The organism is Mycolicibacterium agri, from assembly GCF_002553505.1.
GTDB lineage: Bacteria > Actinomycetota > Actinomycetes > Mycobacteriales > Mycobacteriaceae > Mycobacterium > Mycobacterium agri.
In genome coordinates this window covers 1-1710 of record NZ_PDCP01000196.1, presented here as the reverse complement: position 1 = coordinate 1710, position 1710 = coordinate 1, and the positions used below count along the sequence as shown (strand labels likewise).

The window sequence follows — 1710 nt, the reverse complement described above, 5'->3', positions numbered from 1 at the left end:
ACCGAGCTGGGCCAGCGGACGCCCGCCACCACCCCACTGGCACGCGATGATCTCAGCCGCGATCGACACCGCGGTCTGCGACGGTAGACGCAGTCGAAGCGAGCTCTCAACACCCCCCTTAAGGAATCGCTTAACTGGCCCTCGGGTACGTTCAGCGCGTGACACCGGCGCAACTTCGGGCATTTGCATCAGTCGTTCGGCTGGGCTCGGTACGGGCCGCGGCGGAAGAGCTCGGCATGTCGGATGCCGGAATATCAATGCACGTAGCGCAATTGCGCAAGGAACTCGACGACCCGCTGTTCTCCCGAACGTCGTCGGGGCTCGCGTTCACGCCCGGCGGACTGCGGCTGGCCAGCAGGGCGGTGGAGATCCTCGGCCTGCAGCAGCAGACCGCTATCGAAGTCAACGAAGCCTCGCGCGGGCGGCGACTGCTGCGCATCGCCGCGTCGAGTGGATTCGCCGAGCACGCCGCGCCCGGACTCATCGAGCTGTTTTCCTCGCGCGCCAAGGATCTGTCCGTGGAACTCAGCGTGCACTCGCCCGGGCGGTTCAAGGATCTGGTCGTCTCCCGCGCCGTCGACATTGCGCTGGGTCCGGTCGCCGGCCCCATCGACGACGAATCGATAACGGTGCGGCCGTTCCTGCAGTATCACGTCTTGACGGTCGCGGCGCCGGGCAACCCGGCGGCGACCAGCGTGCCTGCCCCGCTGTCGCTGCTGCGTGAGCAGCAGTGGATGCTCGGCCCCTCGGCCAGCAACGTCGACGGCGAAATCGGTTCAGTGCTCAGAGCTTTGGCGATCCCTGAAGCACGCCAGCGGATATTCCAGAACGACGCGGCGGCTTTGGAGGAATTGCAGCGCGCCAAGGCGGTGACCCTCGCGATCGGGATCACGGTGGCAAAGGATCTGGAGGCGGGACGACTCGTCCACGTCAAGGGGCCCGGCTTGCAGACCCCGGGTGAGTGGTGCGCGATGACGCTCACGCCCGCCGCGCGCCAACCGGCCGTGTCCGAGCTGGTCCGGTTCATCACCACGCCCCGCTGCACACAGGCGATGTTGCGCGGCACCGGCGTCGGCGTGAGGCGGTTCAAGCCGAAGATCCACGTCACGCTCTGGAGCTGACGATGCCTGACCGGCCACGGGCGACGGTTTCCAGCGCTCCGGCAGTACCGCGGATCAGACGAGGAACAACGGGATACGGGAGGACCCACGATGACAGATGTTCTGCGGGCCGAGGTGACCGAGGAACCCATCAGCCTCATCGAGCACGAGCAGCTCGTTTCTCGTCCGACAGCCGGGGCGATCGTCGGGTTCTGTGGCGTCATCCGCGACCACGACGGCGGCCGAGCTGTCACGCGCCTGGAATACTCGGCGCATCCCGGCGCACAGCAAACGTTGGCCGATATCGTCACCGAAGTTGCCGCCGAAGCTGAAGGTGTGAGCGCCGTCGCCGCCAGCCATCGTGTCGGTGCGTTGCGGATCGGCGAGGCGGCGCTGGTGGTAGCCGTCGCCGCCGATCACCGACGAGCAGCCTTTGACACCTGCGCGCTGCTGGTGGAAGCCGTCAAAGCCCGCCTGCCGGTGTGGAAACACCAGTTCTTCGCTGACAGCACCGACGAGTGGGTCGGCTCCGCCTAGGTGTACCGAGTCATGACGTTGGTGTCAGTCGGCTGATCGGTGGGAGGCCGCCGAGTGCGCTGTGGCGTCGTTG

General features: G+C 66.8%; 2 protein-coding genes. Both read left to right on the top strand.

The features are described from left to right. The first annotated feature begins 158 nt into the window (after positions 1-158). The gene (locus CQY20_RS33690) at positions 159-1121 is read left to right on the top strand and encodes a LysR family transcriptional regulator (RefSeq protein ID WP_097945709.1); all 963 of its coding nucleotides are present in this window, start codon (positions 159-161) and stop codon (positions 1119-1121) included. A gap of 90 nt (positions 1122-1211) precedes the next feature. Next, positions 1212-1637 (top strand): molybdenum cofactor biosynthesis protein MoaE, encoded by a 426-nt coding sequence (locus CQY20_RS33685; protein WP_097945706.1) that lies wholly within the window; start codon positions 1212-1214, stop codon positions 1635-1637. Positions 1638-1710: the final 73 nt, after the last annotated feature.